Source organism: Streptomyces sp. NPDC034099 (assembly GCF_055575415.1).
The window spans coordinates 254570-270848 of the sequence record NZ_JBVISR010000003.1; the positions used below are offsets into that span (position 1 = coordinate 254570).

15 protein-coding genes are annotated in these 16279 nt (G+C 73.1%); 5 read left to right on the forward strand and 10 right to left on the reverse strand.

The window, feature by feature from the left end; all coding sequences use genetic code 11:
• Positions 1-31 precede the first annotated feature (31 nt).
• Positions 32-907 carry a helix-turn-helix domain-containing protein gene (locus ACZ56V_RS10050; RefSeq protein WP_468940825.1) on the forward strand — a complete coding sequence of 292 codons (876 nt, stop codon included), beginning with the start codon at positions 32-34 and terminating at the stop codon, positions 905-907.
• 44 nt (positions 908-951) lie between these two features.
• Positions 952-1767: an SAM-dependent methyltransferase gene (locus tag ACZ56V_RS10055; RefSeq protein ID WP_467379166.1), complete on the forward strand. Its 816-nt coding sequence runs from the start codon at positions 952-954 to the stop codon at positions 1765-1767.
• Positions 1768-1790: 23 nt separating this feature from the next.
• Here ACZ56V_RS10055 and ACZ56V_RS10060 read toward each other — a convergent pair whose 3' ends face one another.
• The gene (locus tag ACZ56V_RS10060) at positions 1791-3353 is read right to left on the reverse strand and encodes a VWA domain-containing protein (protein WP_468941617.1); all 1563 of its coding nucleotides are present in this window, start codon (positions 3351-3353) and stop codon (positions 1791-1793) included.
• 92 nt (positions 3354-3445) lie between these two features.
• On the reverse strand, positions 3446-4663 hold the full coding sequence (locus ACZ56V_RS10065) for an AAA family ATPase (protein ID WP_468940827.1): 1218 nt from the start codon (positions 4661-4663) through the stop codon (positions 3446-3448).
• A 153-nt stretch (positions 4664-4816) separates the two neighbouring features.
• Between ACZ56V_RS10065 and ACZ56V_RS10070 the strand changes: the two genes are divergently transcribed.
• Positions 4817-6736, forward strand: coding sequence for a glycoside hydrolase family 9 protein (locus ACZ56V_RS10070; protein WP_468940830.1), 1920 nt, complete (start codon positions 4817-4819; stop codon positions 6734-6736).
• A 36-nt stretch (positions 6737-6772) separates the two neighbouring features.
• On the opposite strand, the gene ACZ56V_RS10075 is transcribed toward ACZ56V_RS10070, so the two are convergent.
• On the reverse strand, positions 6773-7345 hold the full coding sequence (locus ACZ56V_RS10075; RefSeq protein ID WP_468940832.1) for a TetR/AcrR family transcriptional regulator: 573 nt from the start codon (positions 7343-7345) through the stop codon (positions 6773-6775).
• A 60-nt stretch (positions 7346-7405) separates the two neighbouring features.
• Positions 7406-7771 (reverse strand): MerR family transcriptional regulator, encoded by a 366-nt coding sequence (locus tag ACZ56V_RS10080; protein ID WP_468940835.1) that lies wholly within the window; start codon positions 7769-7771, stop codon positions 7406-7408.
• A gap of 116 nt (positions 7772-7887) precedes the next feature.
• On the opposite strand from ACZ56V_RS10080, the gene ACZ56V_RS10085 reads away from it, so the two are divergent.
• Together ACZ56V_RS10085 and ACZ56V_RS10090 are read left to right on the forward strand one after the other, a co-directional pair.
• Entirely contained in the window at positions 7888-8961 is a 1074-nt protein-coding gene (locus tag ACZ56V_RS10085; protein WP_468940838.1) for an alkene reductase, read from the forward strand.
• A 181-nt stretch (positions 8962-9142) separates the two neighbouring features.
• Positions 9143-10432 carry a phosphatase PAP2 family protein gene (locus ACZ56V_RS10090; protein WP_468940841.1) on the forward strand — a complete coding sequence of 430 codons (1290 nt, stop codon included), beginning with the start codon at positions 9143-9145 and terminating at the stop codon, positions 10430-10432.
• A gap of 13 nt (positions 10433-10445) precedes the next feature.
• On the opposite strand, the gene ACZ56V_RS10095 is transcribed toward ACZ56V_RS10090, so the two are convergent.
• The 6 genes from ACZ56V_RS10095 to ACZ56V_RS10120 all read right to left on the reverse strand — a co-directional run bounded on the left by ACZ56V_RS10095 (position 10446) and on the right by ACZ56V_RS10120 (position 16238).
• Positions 10446-11366, reverse strand: coding sequence for an SDR family oxidoreductase (locus tag ACZ56V_RS10095; RefSeq protein WP_398909776.1), 921 nt, complete (start codon positions 11364-11366; stop codon positions 10446-10448).
• Positions 11367-11491: 125 nt separating this feature from the next.
• Positions 11492-12268, reverse strand: a complete 777-nt coding sequence (locus ACZ56V_RS10100) for a hypothetical protein (protein WP_468940843.1) — start codon at positions 12266-12268, stop codon at positions 11492-11494.
• Positions 12269-12453: 185 nt separating this feature from the next.
• Complete coding sequence (ssuE, locus tag ACZ56V_RS10105; protein ID WP_467379173.1) at positions 12454-13011, reverse strand: NADPH-dependent FMN reductase; 558 nt, start codon at positions 13009-13011, stop codon at positions 12454-12456.
• A gap of 51 nt (positions 13012-13062) precedes the next feature.
• Positions 13063-13851 carry a serine aminopeptidase domain-containing protein gene (locus ACZ56V_RS10110; RefSeq protein ID WP_468940847.1) on the reverse strand — a complete coding sequence of 263 codons (789 nt, stop codon included), beginning with the start codon at positions 13849-13851 and terminating at the stop codon, positions 13063-13065.
• A gap of 1 nt (position 13852) precedes the next feature.
• On the reverse strand, positions 13853-14887 hold the full coding sequence (locus ACZ56V_RS10115; protein WP_468940850.1) for an LLM class flavin-dependent oxidoreductase: 1035 nt from the start codon (positions 14885-14887) through the stop codon (positions 13853-13855).
• Positions 14888-14897: 10 nt separating this feature from the next.
• Positions 14898-16238, reverse strand: a complete 1341-nt coding sequence (locus ACZ56V_RS10120; RefSeq protein WP_467379176.1) for an NtaA/DmoA family FMN-dependent monooxygenase — start codon at positions 16236-16238, stop codon at positions 14898-14900.
• Positions 16239-16279: the final 41 nt, after the last annotated feature.

Consider the following 16279-nt stretch of genomic DNA (forward strand, 5'->3'; position numbering starts at 1 on the left):
CCCGGGCGCGGGACGGCGAAGGGGAGATGGTGTGACCGCGGAGACCGACTGGGGCGGTGCCCCCTCCGTGCTGCGGATGATTCTCGGCAGACAGCTGGAGGAGCTGCGCACCCGCGCCGGTCTCACGTTCGAGCAGGCCGGTGAGGCGATCGGGGTGAGCCACTCCACGATCCGCCGGCTCGAGGCGGCGAAGGTGGCCCGACTGCGCCTCCCGGACGTGGAGAAGCTGCTCCAGATCTACGGTGTCCGCGACCAGCAGGAGATCGACACCTTCCTGAAGTCGGCGCGCGAGGCGAACAAACGCGGCTGGTGGCACACCTACCGCGACGTCATGCCGGACTGGTTCGCGGCGTACCTGAGCCTGGAACAGGCCGCCCTGCACATCCGCGCCTACGAGGCCGGGTTCGTGCACGGACTGCTGCAGACCCCCGACTACGCGCGGGCCCTGCTGAGCGCGGGCAACCCGCACGCCCCCGCCGTGGACACCGAACGGCGGGTGGCGCTGCGCATGCGGCGCCAGGAGATCCTCACCCGCCCCTCCCCGCCCCGCCTGTGGGTCGTGATGGACGAAACGGTCCTGCGCTGGCCCGTCGGCGGCACCGAGGTGATGCGGCAGCAGGTGGACCATCTGATCGAGGTGGGCCGGCTGCCCCACGTGACACTCCAGATCATGCCGTTCGCCGGGGGCCCGCACCCCGCCCTGCGCGCCGGCGCCTTCGACCTCTTCCGGTTCCGGGCCCCCGAACTCCCCGACATCGTCTACCTCGGCGGGCTCGTGGGCGCCGTCTACCTGGACAAGGGCGACGACGTCGTGGTCTACCGCGAGGCCCTGGACCGCCTGGGCGCCCAGGCGGTGCCCGCCCGGGGCACCGAGGAACTCCTCGGCGCGCTGCGCAAGGAGCTGTGAGGACTCCCCCTCGTACCGCACAATCCCCTGGAGAAAGGCGAACGATGTCCGACAGCGGATGGCCGGCCGACCGAATCGACACCGAGCACGCGCACTCGGCACGGATCTACGACTACATCCTGGGCGGGAAGGACTACTACCCCGCCGACCGGGAGGCGGGTGACGCGATGGCCCGGGAATGGCCCGCGCTGCCCGTCCACATGCGCGCCAACCGGGACTGGATGAACCGCGCGGTGCGATGGCTGGCCGAGGAGGCGGGCATCCGCCAGTTCCTCGACATCGGCACCGGCATCCCCACCTCGCCCAACCTGCACGAGATCGCCCAGTCGGTGGCGCCCGCGTCACGGGTCGTCTACGTGGACAACGACCCGATCGTCCTCACCCTGTCCCAGGGGCTGCTGTCCAGCACGCCCGAGGGCCGCACCACCTACATCGAGGCGGACTTCCAGGACCCGGAAGCCGTCCTCGAATCCGACGAGTTCCGCAGGACACTGGACCTGGCCGAGCCCGTCGCGCTCACCGTGATCGCGATCGTCCACTTCGTCCTGGACGAGGACGACGCGGTCGGCATCGTCCGCCGCCTCCTGGAACCCCTGCCCGCCGGCAGCTACCTGGCGATGACCATCGGCACCGCCGAGTTCGCCCCCGAGGAGGTGGGCCGGGTCGCACGCGAGTACGCGGCCCGCGACATGCCGATGCGGCTGCGGACCCTCGACGAGGCCCACGAGTTCTTCGAGGGGCTGGAGCTGACCGGGCCGGGCATCGTCCAGGTCCACAAGTGGCGCCCGGACGGCACCGGTGAACAGGGCATCCGGGACGAGGACATCGCGATGTACGGGGCGGTCGCCCGCAAGCCGTGACCGCCCGGCGTGGGGCGGCCGGGTCAGATCACGCGGAACAGGTCCGCGGCGGCGTGGACGTCGGTGAAGTCCTCGACGGAACGGAGGTTGTCGCACAGCGCCGCGAGGACCGAGCCGGCCGCCGCGACGCGCGGGGCGCCGATGCCCACGCCGAAGACCCGGAAGCCCAGCCGGCGCTTGGCCTCGTTCCAGTCCCGCATCCACGCCTCGGTGACGCCGCAGTCGTCGTCGGTGAGCATGACGATGTCGCCCCGGGTGCGGGCGGCGTCGTTGAACTCCTCCTCGAGCAGTTCGCCCGCCGCCGAAAGGGGCCGCTGGTAGCTGGTGCCGCCGCCGACGAAGGTCTCCGCGAAGTCGAGGGTGCGGGCGAGGTCCGCGGGCCGTCCGGCCGGGAAGCGGAAGACGCGGAGCTGGTCGGCGGCGGAGAACACGATGCCGACGAAGTCACGCCCCGCGTGGCGGGCCTGGTCCAGCAGCGCCAGAGCGCACGCCTTCGCCCACGCCTCCCGGGTGATGCCGCCGGGCCCCGCCTCGTACATGGAGTGCGAGGTGTCCACGCACGCGATGACGGCGCCCCGGCCGGTGGCCTGCTCGCCCTGACTGTCGTAGAGCATCAGCTCCCCGGCGGCGTAGCGCGCGGCGAACACCGCGCGCAGTCCGGGCAGTCCGAGATGCGCCAGTTCGGACGGGATGACCCGGGAGAGGTCGTCGCCGAGCGTGACCCCGATCAGCTCGCCGGTGGCGTTCTCCACCTTGCGAGCCCGTTCCCCGTCGGCCATCTGCCGGAAACGGCCGATCAGTTCGGCCCACTCGGCGAGCCGGCCGGTGCGCAGCCGCTCGGCCAGCCGGGCCCGCTCGTCGAAGGACATCCGCTCCAGCTCGCCGGAACCGACGCCCCAGGCCCGCATCAGCGCGGCCTCCTGCCGTGCGGCCGACGCCGACTTCGCCACCGCACCGCCGGCCGCGGCACGGATGCCGGGCACGGCCACCGCGAGCGACCCTTCGGCGTCGGCCGCGGCCCGGTCCGCGGCGGCCTCCGCGTCCTGGACCGCGCGGCGTACGGCGTCGGCCGCCGGTCCCGGCACCGTGCCGTCCTCGTCGGCCCCCTCGGCGGCGTTCCGGAGCGCTTCGGCCACGGCGTCCGCCGCGGCCCCGGCCTCCCGCCGGGCGCGCTCCGCCCGCTCGTCCCTTTCCCGGGCGGGCCGGGAGTCGTCCAGCATCCGGCGCAGCGCGGTGCCCTGGGCGAGTACGGCCATGGCGGCGGCGTACGGGTCGCCGACCGTCTCCCGGTGCAGCTCGGCGAAGTCCGGCGACTCCAGGAGCGCGGTGACGATGCGGTGGTTGACCAGCCGGGAGGGCGCCATCTCGCGCGGCTCGCGCAGGCGCGGAGCGGCTTTGTACGCGGCCAGGAAGACGTCGGTGAGGAGGTCGGCGGTGTGCGGGTGGCGCTCGCCCAGCTCTCCGGCCAACTCGCGCAGCGCGGCCGACTGTTCGCAGGTGTCGCGCCAGGTAACGCGGTCGAAACGGTCGGCGGCCACGGCCCCGGTGTGCCGTACGGTGGCGGCGGCCGACCGGGCCGGCCGCACCCCGGCCAGGTCCGTCAGTACGCCGAGCCGGCTCGCCGCCCCGCCCGCGCCCACATCCGTGCCCTCGTCCACGGTGCCGTCCCGACCCGTGCTCAGAGCTGGACCTGCACGGTGCTGGCGTCCACGCCGAGGGCCTCGGTGAGCACCCGGGCGCGTACGGCGCGCTGGCGTCCGGTGACCCGGTCGATGGCGCTGGTGGAGCGGCCCGCGCCCACCGCCTCCTCGCGCAGTCTCTCCAGCCGCTTGCCCGCCATGGCCAGCTGGTTGTGGGCCTTCTTGATGACCCACTCGCTGAGCGCCTCGCGGGACTGCCCGGCCATCGCGTCGAGCTGGGTCTCCAGCTCCTCGATGGTGTCGGCGAGGTCGAGGGCCTCCTTGGCGTCCGGGTTGACCAGGTGCAGCACCTCACGCTCGACGGTCGGGCGTTCGGCGGGGGAGTTCCACAGCACGTGGGTCAGGACCGACAGATCGCTCTCGGCGACCGAGGGGCGCCCGTCGAGGTACGCGGACGCCTGGAGCAGGCCCACCGCCTGCCGCCAGCGGCGGTCGGAGGCGATCAGCTCCTTGCGGCGCAGCGCGGCCCGCAGCGTGCACACCGCGTCCACGATCCCGTCGGTCACCTCCACGGCGGGCACGGCCTCGGCCACGGCGTGCCGCAGCGCGGCCAGGTCCACGGTGGTCCGCTTCGGCGCGGCCGGACGGCTGACGGCGGAGCGGACCAGAGCGGCGAAGTTCGAGGGGTCCTCCAGGTACTTGACCTCGATCCGCACCAGCAGCCGGTCGTAGATCGCGGCCGAGTCCTCGCCGTCGGGCAGTTCGTTGCTCGCCGTGATCGCGCCGATGAGGGGGCAGCGGACGGGCTCGCCGCCGCTCTCGGGGTGGTAGATCCGCTCGTTGAGATAGCCCAGCGTCTCGTTCAGCGCCGCCGTGGAACACTTGAAGATCTCGTCGATGAACGCGACGTGCGCGGTGGTGGCGCGCCCTTCGTAGACCTGGCGGTACTCCCCGCGCGCCAGCGCGGCCACGTCGATGGGCCCGAACATCCGCGTCGGCGCGGTGAACTTGGACAGCAGGATCTCCCAGTAGGACGCGCCCACGATCCGGCCGGTCAGCTCCCGGGCCAACTCGGACTTGGCCGTTCCCGGCGGACCGAGCACCAGCGAGTGCTGACCGGCCAGCAGCGTCACCAGCAGCGTCCGGACGACGTCGGCCCGCTCGTAGAAACGGTCCGACAACTCGTCGCCGATCGCCCGGAGCCGCTCGGCGGTGTCCGGTGCGGCCGGTGCCTCCTGCGGGTCCTGTGGGCCCATGGCCGACTCCTCCTGTGGCGGTCCTGGCGGTCCTGGCGGTCCTGGCGGGCTGGCGGATCAGAGCCTATCCGCACAAACGTCCGCTTCGTCGTCGCGCCCCCGACCAGCACCTCGGCCCGCGCCACGGTGGTGCCATCGACCAGACTGTCCGCCATGAACCGCTTCCCCTCGCCGTCGGCCCGCACCCTGTCGGCCGTGACCGCTTCCGTCCTGGCGGCCTGCTGCCTCACCGCGTGCTCCGGGGGCCGGGACGAGGAGCCGGCGGCCATCCGTGTCAACCAGGTCGGGTACGCGTCCGGCGAGAAGAAGTTCGCCTATGTCATGGGGGACCGGGACACGCTGGCCGACGCCGGGTTCGAGGTCCTGGACGAGCGCGGCGACACCGCCGAGCACGGCGGACTCGGCCCCTCCCTCGGCGGCTGGAACGGCACGTACACCGCCGTGCGCACGATCGACCTCTCGGCCCTGCACCGCACCGGCACCTACCGACTGCGCCTGGTCGGTGCGGGCGGGGGCCGGGAGGTCCGCTTCCGGGTGGCACCGGCCCGGCAGTTGCTGGACCCGCTGCGCGCGGACACCGTGCGCTTCTTCGGCACCCAGCGGGACGGTGAGGACGTACTGGCCGATGCGACCGGGCGGGTGCCCTCGCACCTGACCGACGAGCGGGCCCGCGTCTACGAGCCGGTCCGCACCGGCTCGGCCGCCGCCGGGAAGACGGCCGACGGCACGACCGCCGGTCCGGAACCGACCGAGGCCGGCGGTCCCGTGGACGTCTCGGGCGGGTGGTTCGACGCCGGTGACTTCCTGAAGTTCACGCACACGACGTCCTACGTGGTCGCCCAGATGCTGAGCACCGTCCGCGACACCCCGTCGGTGCCCGGGCTGCGCGAGGAGGCACGGCACGGCCTGCGCTGGCTGGACCGGATGTGGGACGGGGAGTCGGGCACGCTCTACGCGCAGGTGGGGCTCGGGTCCGGCGGCAAGGGGGTCCGCGGCGACCACGACGTGTGGCGGCTGCCGGAGGAGGACGACCGGCTCACCGTGCGCCCCGGGGACCCGGACTACCTGATCAAGTACCGGCCCGTCTTCCGCGCCAACGAACCCGGGGAGCCCATCAGCCCCAACCTCGCGGGCCGGGTGAGCGCGGCCTTCGCCCTCGCCGCGCAGACCGAGGCCGGGGACCACCCGGCACAGGCCCGCGAGTGGCTGGACAAGGCGGCCGCCGTCTACGCGCTCGCGGACACCCGGCCCGACGAGAGGGCCCTGGTCACCACCACGCCCGCGGACTACTACCAGGAGCACTCCTGGCGCGACGACATGGAATGGGCGGCCGCCGAACTCTCCCGCGGCGCGGACGCCCTGGGCGACACACGCGGCTCCCGGTGGAGCGACGAGGCGGCCACCTGGGCCCGCGCGGCCCTGCGCGAGGAGGACGGCGGCGCCCTCGGCCCCGCCGACGTCAGCGCCCTCGCCCACGCCGACGTGCTCACCTCGGCGGACCCCGACGCGGGCCTCGCGACCGCACTCGAGGCGGAACTGAGGCGGCAGGTGGAGACGGGGAGGAAGCGCGCGGCCGGGGACCCCTTCCGGTCGGGCGTCATACCCAGTGACTTCGACGCGGTGCCCCACACCTTCGGTCTGCTCGCGACCGCCGAACTGTACGCCCGCGTCACCGGCGACCACCGGTACGACGACTTCGCCGCGCGGCAACGGGCCTGGGTCTTCGGGGCGAACGCCTGGGGCACCAGCTTCATGGTGGGCGCGGGCGACCTCTACCCGCACTGCCTCCAGCACCAGGTCGCCAACCTGGCCATGAGCCGCACCGGCCGGGGCGACATCCTGCGCGGCGCCGTCGTCAACGGGCCCAACGACGCGGACCTGCTGAAGGAGCCGGACACCTTCGACGGGGGACGCCCCTGCTCCTTCGCCCCCGACGGCGGGCCCTGGTCCCGGTTCGACGGTCGCGGCGCCGGATACGTCGACGACGTGCGGGCCTGGCAGACGGTGGAACCGGCGGACGACTTCACCTCGACGGCCCTGTACGCCCTCTCCCTCACCGCCGCGCGGACCTGACCCGGGGGGAACCGCCCCGGTGCCCGGGGCCGCAGGTCAGGACGTGGTCGGCCAGGTCCGCAGCAGGGCGTCCAGCGCGTTGAGGATCTCCGTCCAGCTCTCCTGCGAGTCGGGGGCGCTGTGGCTGAACCCTCCCGCGGCCTCCAGATTGACGTAGCCGCTGAAGACGCTGCCCAACAGCCGCACGGCATGGGTCTGGTGCGGTTCCGCCAGGCGGTACCCGCGCAGGATCGCCCGTGACATCTGGGCGTGCCGCACCCCGGCGCTGGAGGCCGCCGCGTCCGCGTCGAGGGGGAACTGCGTGGCGGCGAAGCGGCCCGGGTGCTCCAGGGCGTAGTCGCGGTAGACGTTCGCGAACGCGGTCAGCGCGTCCTTGCCGGCCCGGCCGGCCACCGCCTCGGAGGCCCGGTCGGCCAGTTCCTCCAGGGCGAACAGCGCGATCCCGGTCTTGAGGTCGTGGGCATTGCGCACGTGCGAGTACAGGCTCGCCGTCCGGACGCCGAACCGCCGGGCCAGCTCCGTCGGAGTGGTGCTCTCGAAGCCGATCTCGTCGGCCGTCTCGGCCCCGGCCCTGATCACACCCTCGGTCGTCAGTCCTACGCGAGCCACACCCGTCCTCCGTATCGCTCACCCGGCAGCCGGGGAAGATTATGAGCTTGCCTAACATGATTAGGCAAACTCGGCATCCCGGTACTCGCGGGCCGCGGTCATCAGGGCGCTGAGCGCGTCCCTGGTGCGGACGAGGTCGGCGATGTGCTCGGTCAGCCGGTCCCGCTCCTGTGCCATGCGCTCCAGCGCGGCGTCGGAGTGGTCCGCGCTGGGCGCGTCCACGCAGGGCAGCAGTTCGGCGATGGTGCGACTGGAGAGGCCCGCGGCGTACAGCCGCTGGAGGAACCTGACCCGCTCGACCTCGTGCTCCGTGTACCGGCGCTGGCCCCCGGCGCTGCGCGTGCTGGCCACCAGCCCCTGGTCCTCGTAGTAGCGCACCGACCGGACGCTGACCCCCGCCCGCGACGCCACTTCCCCGATGCGCATGCCCTGCTCCCTGCTGTGATCCGCGGCACACTTACTTGCCTCTGACGTCAGTGTCAGGTTCTAGCGTAGCCGTCGTGCCCGAGATCCGGGCCCGCGGACGACCAAGGAGTCCTGACATGACGTCCCTCTTCGACAGTTACCGGCTCGGCGACCTGACGCTGCCCAACCGGATGGTCATGGCCCCGATGTCGCGTGTGCGTGCCGCCGAGGGCGGCCTGGCCACCCCGTCGATGGCCACGTACTACGCCCAGCGGGCCACCGCCGGACTGATCGTCTCCGAGGGGGTGCAGCCGAGCCTGGTCGGGCAGTCCAACCCCGGGACGCCGGGACTGCACACCGACGAACAGGTCGCCGCGTGGCGCCCCGTCACCGCCGCCGTGCACGCCAACGGCGGACGGATCTTCGCCCAGATCATGCACGGCGGCCGGGTCTCGCACCCCGACACCACGGGCATGCGGCCGGTAGGACCCTCGGCCGTGGCCGCCGTCGGGGACGTGTTCACCCCGACCGGGCCGCAGCCCGCACCGGCCCCCCGCGCCCTGGAGACCGCCGAAGTGCCCGAGCACGCGCGGTCCTACGCCCTCGCCGCCCGCCGCGCCGTCGACGCCGGCTTCGACGGGGTCGAGCTGCACGGCGCCAACGGCTACCTCATCTCGCAGTTCCTCTCCTCGAACGCGAACCTGCGCACCGACCGCTACGGAGGCCCGGTGGCCAACCGGATCCGCTTCGCGGTGGAGGCCGTGTCCGCGACCGTCGAGGCCGTCGGCGCCGCCCGGACCGGCATCCGCCTCTCCCCGGCGGGGACGTTCTGGGGCGTCGAGGAGACCGACGTGCTCGACCTCTACACCGAGCTGCTCACCGAGCTGTCGCGCCTGGGGATCGCCTACGTCCACATCGAGGCCACCGCCGACGAGGACCTGCTGGTCGCGCTGCGCCGCCTGTGGCCGGGCACGCTCGTCATGAACCCGGTGCTCCCGATGGGCCCCAAGCAGACCGGGCGCGAGGACGCCGACCACTGGCTCGGGCTCGGAGCGGAGCTGATCAGCTTCGGCCGCGGCTTCATCGCCAACCCCGACCTGGTCGAGCGCCTGCGCACGGGCCTTCCCGTCGCTCCGGTGGACGAGGCCACGTACTACCAGGGCGGTGACGCGGGCTACCTGACCTACCCGGCGTACCAGCACACGGCCTGACCGCGGCCGGGGGTCGGCGCAGTGGTGCCGTTAGCATGTTCGAACTCGTGACGATACGTACGAGCGAGCCATTTGTCCGACCCCTAGCAAACGGGCGCAACAATTGAAAACCACACCCACACGAATATCCTCGCGAAGGGACCTCGGCTCCCTGTTCGCCGCGTCGCGCCGGCCGCGGGCCGTGCTGTGGACCGCTGCGGGTGTGGTGACCCTCGGTTTCCTCGTCGCGCTGGAATTCGCCGCGCGCCACTACGGCGTGCGGGGCCCGATCACCGAGCAGGCGCGGGAGGTCGTCTTCGCCCCCGACTCGGGGCCCCTGCTGTACGCCGGCCTCGCCCTGACGATGGTGGTGCTCACCTGGCGGCAGCGCCTGGTCGCGGCCGGTGCCGCGATCGGCATCGACCTCGTCTTCTGGCTGGTGCGCTGGGCGGTCGGCGCCGACATGAACTTCGGCAACGGCGCGCTGTGGGTGGTCCTGGGCTGTGCGGTCGTCGCCGTGACGCGCCGCAGGGGCGGCGAGCGTGCCCTGCTGCTCAAGGGCGTGGGGCTGGGGCTGCTCCTGGTGGCCGGGCACAAGACGGGCGACACCTGGCTGCTCATCACCTCGGAGACCCGCAAGGCGGTGCTCGACCCGTACGTGGCCACCGCCGACCAGGCGCTGGGCAACCCCTCGTGGCTGGTCGGCCGGTTCGTCGAAGCCACCGAACCGGTCGGCGGCCACGTGCTCCACCTCGTCTACGGCCAGCTGCCCCTGGCGGCGGCCCTGGTCGGGCTGTACCAACTGCGCCACGTGGCGGTCGAGCGCCGTTTCCCGAGCCACCACCTCGTGCGCACCTTCCTCGTCATCGGTCTGCTCGGGCCAGCCGTCTACATGGTCTTCCCGGTCGTCGGGCCGGTCTTCGCCTACGGCGCCGACGGCGGCCAGTGGGCGGTGGCCAACCTGTGGCCGGACACCCTGCCGCCGGGCGGCGCCCCGCACGCGATCCCGTTCGACGACATCACTCCGCGCAACTGCATGCCCAGCCTGCACACGGCGTGGGCCACGACGCTGTTCCTCCACTCCCGCAGGGGGTCCCGGGCCATGCGGTTCGCGGGCGCCTTCTGGCTGGTCGCCACCCTCACCGCGACCCTCGGCTTCGGCTACCACTACGGCGCCGACCTCATCGCCGGTGTGGTGTTCGCGCTCACGGTCGACGCCGCGATGCGCGCGTTCGCGAGGGGCTGGGACCGCGCGGCCGCCCGGCTGGTGGCCCACGGCACGACGGTGTTCGCCGTGCTGCTGGTGTCGTACCGGTTCCTGCCGGTGGAGATGGCCGAGCACCCGTGGGCGGCCGGGCCGCTGCTCGTCCTCGCGATGGCCTCCGTGATCCTCGGCTACGCGCGGACCACCAGGCTGTGGGACGTGAAGGTCACGCCGGCGCGGCAGCCGGAACCGCCGCGCCCCGCGGAACCGCAGCCCGAACTGGTCTGAGGCCCGGACCGGGCTACTTGAAGTAGTGGCCCTGCTCCAGGTCCTCGACGAGCCCGGGCTGGACGGGCTCCCACCCCAGTAGCTCGCGGGTGAGGGCGCTGGAGGCCGCGCGGTTGGCCGCGAACGGTCCCGCCAGCCAGGTGAAGTGGGCGCCCGCTTCGGCGGCCGGGACCGACACGGCCGGCAGGTCCAGCTGCCGGCCGATCACCTCGGCGATCTCCCGTACGGGCAGGCCCTCCTCCGCGACGGCGTGCAGTGTCGAGCCCGCGGGTGCCTTCTCCAGCGCCAGGCGGAACAGCCGCGCGGAGTCGAGACGGTGCGCGGCCGACCAGCGGTTGGAGCCGTCCGCGATGTAGCCCGAGACGCCCTTCTCCCGGGCGATGGCGATGAGGGCCGGGACGAACCCGTTGTCCCCCTCGCCGTGGTTGGTGGGCGCCAGCCGCACCACCGACGAGCGGACACCGCGGGCCGCGAGGGACAGGGTCAGTTCGGCGGTCACGGCCCGCACGTGCTGGGCGTCGCCGCGGGCGGCCGCGGCCGGGTCCGCGTCGTGGCCGTCGCGTTCGGTCGCCACGTGGCCGGGAATGACGGGGGTCCCGGACGCGATCGTGAACGGCCGGTCGGAGCCCGCGAGCGCCTCGCCGATCACCTCGACGGCCCGCCGGTCGGCTTCTCCGGCGCCCTTGAAGTCCCCCGAGAACGCGATGTCGTGCTTGAAGGCCAGGTGCACCACCCCGTCCGAGTCGGCGGCTGCCCTCCGCAGGACGTCGAGGTCGTCGAGGGTGCCGCGGACCACTTGGGCCCCGGCCGCGGTGAGCGCCTCGGCCGAGGCGTCCGAACGGGCGAGTCCCGCGACCTGGTGGCCCGCCCCGATGAGCTCGGGAACGACGGCCGAGCCGATCCAGCCGGATGCGCCGGTGACGAAAACACGCATGAGCTTCCTCCAGATATGTCCGTGCATGGCGACTGCCGGTCCCGCCGGGTGCGGGCGCGAGCGGCGGGCGCGAGGCGGCCGGAATTGTCGATGGCAGCCGCTGTCATCGACAGTAACACGCGATGTCAGTCACTGTCGTCGTCCGTCGTCGCCGAGCGCGCCTGGGGCGGCGCAGCGGGGCGCATCAGCCCGAGGTCGTCGCCCCAGGCGTCCAGCGTCGCCGCGTGTCCCGCCGCGCGCGCCACGGCCTCGACCCGGCCGAACAGATCCCGCTGCGCGCCCACGTCACCGGCCCCGGTGATCCTTCCGAGCGTCGCCAGCAGCTCGCGCGTGTCCCATCCCGGGAGGGGGAACCGGTCCAGTTCCCACGCCAGGTACTTGTTGTAGGGGCGCGGACGGCGGTCGAGGGCGAACAGCAGCTCCAGCAGGAAGCCGACGCTGTCCGCCGCGTCGAGCCGCGCGGCGAGCGGATGCCCGTCCCGCGCGTTCTTGAGCGACCGGTAGTGGGAGTTGGCGTAGGCGTCGAGCCGGGCGGCCGCCGTTCGCGAGGCCTGCGCGGCGCCGAGCCGCCCTTTGGCGGCCACCATCCTCGTGAGGCGCCCGCCGAGGCGGTCGAGCAGGACCCGGGCGCGGGCGATCGCGTAGCGTTCCCAGCCGCCGAGCCGGTCGAACTCCGCCACCGTCACCACGACCAGGTCAAGGCGGGCGGAGCGGAAGCCGTCGAGGGCGGACAGGCCGCTCACCGCCCCGTCGGCGATCACGACGTACAGGTCGTGGTCGGAGTACCGGGTGGCCATGCCCTCGTGGGCGTGCGACCCCTTGAGGACGAGACCGACGACGTCGGGGTCGTCGGCGGCACGGGCGACGAACGCCTCGTAGGACATCGGGTGCTGTGCGGACACGTGCGGACCTCCGGACTGCCTGACGGGGAACATGCCGAGCCGCCCTCGAAGTCCCATCGACACGAGGGCGGTCACTCCGTCCGCGGCGGCCTGGGCCACCGCACGGCAGATCAACGCACGGTCCGGACGCTAGCAGTCGGTGCGGGCGGCCCGCGACGGGATTGTCCGCCGCCTCCCCACGGTGCTCACCCCGTCGAGGCGAGTGCGGCGCCGCGCCCGCCGAGGGCCGTCGAGAACTGGTCCGTGACCTGGGCCAGGGCGTCGGCTGCGGCGGGTGCGACGACCGTCGCTCCGGCGTCGTCGACGGTGATGTCCTTGTCCAGCGTGAACCAGCCGGGAACGATGTGCAGCGCGCCCATCGAGCTGAGCACGGGACGCAACGCGTAGTCGATGGCCAGGACATGGGCGGTGCTGCCGCCGGTGGCCAGCGGGAACACCGTCTTGCCGGCCAGGGCGTACTGCGGGAGCAGGTCGAGCAACGACTTGAGCAGCCCCGAGTAGGCGGCCTTGTACACCGGGGTCCCGATCACCACCCCGTCCGCCCGCTCGAACAGGGCGGCGGCGTCGGTGATCGCCGGGTGCCGGAAGTCGGCGCCCAGCAGGGCCTGTGCGGGCAGGGTGCGCACCTCCAGCGGCGTGACGTCGTGGCCGTGCAGCCGCAGCCGGTCGTCCAGGTGGCGCAGCAGGCGTGCGGTGCGTGAGGTGGGGGAGGGGCTTCCGGAAACGGACAGGACGGCGGCCATGCGGTCACCCTTTCGCGGTCGGGGGTCGGAGGGGGCGGGCGGTCACGGGACTCACCAGGCGCTGGTCTCCACGGCGACCACCGGCACCAGTTCGTTGCGCAGGGACTCCAGGAATGTCACGATCTCGGCGGCCACCGAACGGTGCTGCACGTCGTTGAGGACGTCGTGATGGGCGCCGCGGACCACCGAGAGGCGGGCCCGGGACAGGGACTTGGCCGTATGGACGAGGGCGTCCCGGTCCGCGAGCGGGTCCGCGTCGCCGACCAGGAACAGCGCGGGCACTCCGAGTTCGGCGTCGTAGGCGGCCGTGAGCAGCGCGTCAGGGAGCGCCTCGCCCAGCGATCCGCGCCGCACGGCGGTGTCGTCGCTCAGCGTGCCGCGGTGCGCGGGGCAGGAGGTGCGTACGTCCAACTCCTCGTCCCAGGTGCCGACGCCGGGGGCCGTACGGCCGGGCAGCCCGGCGAGGACGACGGCGTCGGGGCGCCGCCCGCCGGGCAGCCGTCCGGTCCGCCCGAGGTGCGCGGCGAGCGCCACGGCACCGGCATCCGCGCCGAGCAGCACGACGGGTTCCGTGACGCCCTCGGGACCCGCGGCGCCCTCGACCGCCTCCGCCAGCAGGGCGCCGAAGCGGGTGAGCGCGGCATCCGGGCCGCCGGGGGCCTCGAAGCCGTGGGCGTCCAGGTCCGGTGCGTCGACGACGCGGACGCGGTAGGCGTCGGCCGCGAGTCGGGCCGCGAGACGTCCGTAGGTCGCCCGGGTCTCGCCGCGGCCGGGCACCACGACGACGGTGCCGCGGGTGCGCAGGCCCTCGGGGGCGTGGTGGTCGGTGTGGTCGGTCATGTCAGACTCCTGCGGATGCGGGCTGGACGCGGGCGGCCGGGCTCCAGCCGAGGGCGGGCGCCACCTCGGTCGCGATGAGTTCCAGCGCGCGGACCGTGGCGTCGTGGTCGGGCACTGCGGGATTGAACTGGGTGATCAGATCGGTCGCGAGGGGGAGGACCTTCTCCTGCCGGAACGCCGCGACGATCTCCTCGGGTGAGCCGTGGAAGGCGTGGAAGCGGCGCAGCGCCTCGTCCGCGTCGAGCCCCTTGGGGAACGCCCCGTGCTCCGCCATGCGCAGCGCCGCACGGTGCACGTCCTGCCCGATGTGCCGCAGCGCCGTACGGCGGTCCTTCGCCGGGAAGACCAGCCTGGACAGGCCGATGCGCGGCCTGCGGGGACGGTCCCAGGCGGCGAGGAAGGCTTCGGCCCAGGGACGCTGCACCTCGTCGGTGGGCGCGTCGTGGCCGTAGGCGGCCCGGTTGAGCAGCAGGTGGGAGCCGCCGCCCGCCGCGTACGCCGCTCCGTCCCGGCTGAAGACGCCCTGCCAGATCCGGTCGGTGAAGTCGCCGGCCGCGGGCTGGACACGGAAGCCCGGGGCGCCCACCTCCTCGTTGTTCAGGGCGCGCCGCAGGACGTCCAGGTGCTCGCTGGTCAGTTCGCGTTTGCGGGCCGCGTCCCGCCCGAAGGCGGCGTACTCCAGGTCGCCGGAGCCACTGCCCACGCCGAGTTCCACCCGCCCGCCGCTGAGCGCGTCGACGGTCGCGACGTCCTCGGCGAGGCGCACCGGGTCCTCCAGCGGGAGTACCGTGACGGCCGTGCCGAGCCGGATCCGGGTGGTGCGCGCGGCGGCGTGCGCGAGGAAGGTCCACGGCGAGGAGAGTCCGCCGCCGCCGAGCGGTACATGGTGCTGGGCCACCCAACCGACGTCGAAGCCGAGTTCGTCGGCGACCACGAAGAGTTCCTGGGCGTTGCGGTAGGTGCGGGCGAGGTCGGTGTCGCGGCTCTGGACGTGGGTGAGGAAGCCCAGTCTGAAGCGAGGTCGGTCACTGGTCATGCGGGGCGCCTCAGCCGTTCACGGCGGAGCGTTCGAGGCTGTGCCGGTTGGCGGGGACCGGCAGGCCCAGGTTGCCGCGGAGCGTGTCGGCCTCGTACTCGGTGCGGAACAGGTCCCGCTTCTGCAGGATCGGCACCACGCCGTCCACGAAGAGGTCCAGTTCGTCCTGGGTGCGGAAGGCGAGGTTGATCCCGTCGAAGGTGCTGGCGTCGAACCACCGCTCGATCGTGTCGGCGACGGTCTCCGGCGCCCCGACGAAGGGAGAGCGGCGGAACTCGGCGACGGACTGCGCGACCTGGCGCAGCGTCAGGTTCTCCTTGCGGGCTCGCTCGATGATCTTTGCGGCGCCCGTCCGGCCGCCCTTCTCGGCGAGGTGGGCGACGTCCGGGAACGGCGCGTCCAGGTCGTGCACGCTGAAGTCGTAGGCCCCGAAGGAGCGTCCGAGGAGCGCCAGATGACGGTCGAAGTCGTTGTCCTCCTCGAAGATCTCCCGCTCGCGGCGCCGGGCAGCCTCGTCGGTGGTGGCGACGACGGGACCGCCGTGGATGAAGATCTTGATGTGGTCGGGGTCCCGGCCGTACGCGGCGGTCCGCTTCTTGATGTCGGCGTAGTACTCCTGGGCCTGCTCCAGCGATCCGCCCGGCGCGTAGATGCCCTCGGCCACCCGCGCGGCCAGGTCGCGTCCCTCCTCGGAGACACCCGCCTGGAAGACGACCGGCTGGCCCTGCGCGGAGCGCGAGATGTTCAGTGGCCCCGCCACCTTGAAGTGCTCGCCCTCGTGGTTCAGTTCGTGCAGCCGGGACGGGTCGAGGAAGACGTTGCGCGCCACGTCCGCCGGGAAGGCGTCGTCCTCGTAGGAGTCCCACAGGCCGCGGGCGACCTCCACGAACTCCAGGGCACGGCCGTAGCGGGTGGCGTAGTCGAGGTGCTCGTCCAGCCCGTAGTTGCGTGAGGTGCCGGTGTCGAAGCTGGTCACGACGTTCCAGCCGGCCCGGCCGCCGCTGATGAGGTCGAGCGAGGCGAATCGCCGGGCGAGGTTGAAGGGCGAGTTGTACGTCGAACTGGCCGTGCCCACCAGGCCGATGTGCCGGGTGTGGGTGGCGACGGCCGACAGCAGGGTGAGCGGCTCCAGCCGGTTGAGGTAGTGCGCCGGGTAGGTGGCGTTGATGAACTGGCTGTCCACGATGAACAGGGCGTCGAACAGCGCGTGTTCCGCGGCCTGGGCCTGCTTGATGTAGTAGTTGATGTCGATGCTGGCGTCCTTGGCGACGCGGGGGTCCTTCCACAGGCCGTGCTGGCCGGGACCGCCGACGCCGTAGGGGTGCAGGGCGAGATGGATCCTTCGGGACATGCTTCGTTCCTGTCTGTGATGAAGGGGCTTCGGTGACCGGT

Bases quoted from the DNA above. Each gene is read 5' to 3' on its own strand.
- ACZ56V_RS10055 (WP_467379166.1), top strand. From the start codon at position 952: ATGTCCGACAGCGGATGGCCGGCCGACCGAATCGACACCGAGCACGCG.
- ACZ56V_RS10065 (WP_468940827.1), bottom strand. From the start codon at position 4,663: ATGGGCCCACAGGACCCGCAGGAGGCACCGGCCGCACCGGACACCGCC.
- ACZ56V_RS10070 (WP_468940830.1), top strand. From the start codon at position 4,817: ATGAACCGCTTCCCCTCGCCGTCGGCCCGCACCCTGTCGGCCGTGACC.
- ACZ56V_RS10080 (WP_468940835.1), bottom strand. From the start codon at position 7,771: ATGCGCATCGGGGAAGTGGCGTCGCGGGCGGGGGTCAGCGTCCGGTCG.
- ACZ56V_RS10085 (WP_468940838.1), top strand. From the start codon at position 7,888: ATGACGTCCCTCTTCGACAGTTACCGGCTCGGCGACCTGACGCTGCCC.
- ACZ56V_RS10095 (WP_398909776.1), bottom strand. From the start codon at position 11,366: ATGCGTGTTTTCGTCACCGGCGCATCCGGCTGGATCGGCTCGGCCGTC.
- ssuE (WP_467379173.1), bottom strand. From the start codon at position 13,011: ATGGCCGCCGTCCTGTCCGTTTCCGGAAGCCCCTCCCCCACCTCACGC.
- ACZ56V_RS10110 (WP_468940847.1), bottom strand. From the start codon at position 13,851: ATGACCGACCACACCGACCACCACGCCCCCGAGGGCCTGCGCACCCGC.
- ACZ56V_RS10115 (WP_468940850.1), bottom strand. From the start codon at position 14,887: ATGACCAGTGACCGACCTCGCTTCAGACTGGGCTTCCTCACCCACGTC.
- ACZ56V_RS10120 (WP_467379176.1), bottom strand. From the start codon at position 16,238: ATGTCCCGAAGGATCCATCTCGCCCTGCACCCCTACGGCGTCGGCGGT.